A 1989-nucleotide genomic window follows, 5' to 3' on the forward strand; every position below is an offset into this window, starting at 1 on the left:
TCGGTAATAATAAATGCCATGGTTCTTGTGCCTGCGGGTATGTCGATGAGCAGGTTGGCGTAGTTGCAGTTACCTACTTTGAATGTTAACGCTTCTTCGACATCATCCGGCACCCCGAAAGAGCTGGCGGTGATGGCTGGACTGGCAGCTGTACTGAATCCGTACTGCAACTCCTGATCTCCTGACGCTCCGCCAAGGGCCAGACCCATCAACTGCAGTTTCAGGATTTTTGTATCTGCCGGAAACTTGACCATAAAATAGGGCGACCGGGCCAGTGTTGCTCCCGACTTGCCTTCCAGCAAAATGCGCGAATACTTGGCGCCAACAGGCGCCTGCAAACCCGACGTGCCTTCTCCGGCACACGAAACGGGATTGTCAACATCGGCAAAGTAGGTGAATGTGCCATGGGTTTGTGGTATTGCTCCCGGTTCGTTGGTTGATACCGTGAATGTGTTTCCCTGAGCGTCGGTGTAACCGGCATTCATACGGGCGTTTGTCAGGTCGTAGAGGGTGTAGGTGGCCACTAAACCATCTGCTGCACACAGTTTTACTACTCCTGAACACAATAATGCTAACATGTAAATCTTTTTCATAAACTAAAAATTTTAAGCCCCCCCGCCCCCCGCAGGGGGGATTTGAGGCTGTTATTAATACTATCTTTTTTTTATATCGTAGGGGCGTTGCATGCAACGCCCTTACAATGTTTTGTTTGTCGCAGTCGGGCGTATTCGATACGCCCCTACAATCACCCTCCAGCCCCCTAAATCCCCCGTAGGGGGACTTTTGAAGCCTCCCCTACGGGGAGGTTGGAGGGGCTGGTGTTTTACTCCACAACAACCTTAATGGTATCCACCGAATCCTTGCTGATGGCTTTCACCACATACACGCCGGTTGACAGATTGAAGATTGTTTGCGCCGCATTCTGCTGTTTTCCGGCTATGCGTCCCTGCAAGTCATACACTGTTACTTCGTCTAACAGGCTGCCGTTCAGGTTGAAGACTTCCAGCTGGTTGTGGCTTGTGCGGTAGCTTAGCTTGCTTTGTTCTTCGTTGCTTGTGCCGGTTATTTCGTCGGCAATTTCGCCGAAGCGCAGCACAAAACGGTCATCCAAAAATGTATCGCTTGTTGTTTTATTAAATGTATAAATAAACGGCGATGCTTTTTTCAGTTCTACTTGCTTGTCCAGCTGCTTATCTTCCAGATATACCTTCTTATCTTGCATGAACGAAAGCAGGTTCTCAAAACCTAAGGCCATTGGCCCTGTTCCATCGAAGCAGATACCCAAGCTGATACTTTTGCCGGTCAACGATGATAATTGCTTAATATCCATGTAATAACCTTCGTCGGTGATGAAATAGATTGATGGAAGCGTTTTTTCGCCCTGTTTAAGCATTTTATAAATATCCTTTTCGGGATTGTATGAAGTCCCTGTATTGGCTTCCGGGTCATAAACAAGCGCCGTCCTGTTTCTTACTTTGGTATCGCTGATAGATATTCGCATATATTGCGGTGTTGTTTCTTCGGCTTGGGCGCTACGCAGGTTGTTTCCCGGATGATGTTGTGTCATTGTCAGGCTGGTTCTCAGGGCGTTGGCAGCAAAAGTTGTCTGTGGCGTTACCAAAATGGCTTGCATGGGCGCTATATGGCGGGTTAATACTGTCGGAGAGCCTGTGGATACTCCACTCATGGAATAGGTGGCATAGTTTCCGCTTTCGTCTATCAACCGGTAATGGTCTGCAATCAGGTTGCTGTTGTTGCCGTGAGTATGGAACTTATCGAAGTCGAGATGTTCCATAAACGGATTGCCTATCAGGATGTCTTTTCCCATTTCGGTGGATGCTACCGTAATGCTGGTTTCCAGGGCTACCCTGTCGATTGTTTCTTCAAAAATAAACCGGTATTGGTTGTCTGTCGGGCTATTGCCTCTTGGCGTATCCATAAGATCTGATTCGGGCGCTCCGTTATCGTCATACAGGTAATATCCGGCAT

The 1989-nt window shown here is 48.2% G+C and carries 2 protein-coding genes; both read right to left on the reverse strand.

Going from position 1 to position 1989, the window contains the following annotated elements:
* Positions 1-593, reverse strand: a 593-nt coding sequence (locus ACYPWY_RS16075; protein WP_459686557.1) for a hypothetical protein, incomplete at its 3' end; no start/stop codon positions are given.
* A gap of 230 nt (positions 594-823) precedes the next feature.
* A partial coding sequence (locus ACYPWY_RS16080; RefSeq protein ID WP_459686559.1) for a T9SS type A sorting domain-containing protein occupies positions 824-1989 on the reverse strand: 1166 nt, incomplete at its 5' end.

Source organism: Viscerimonas tarda, assembly GCF_054601255.1.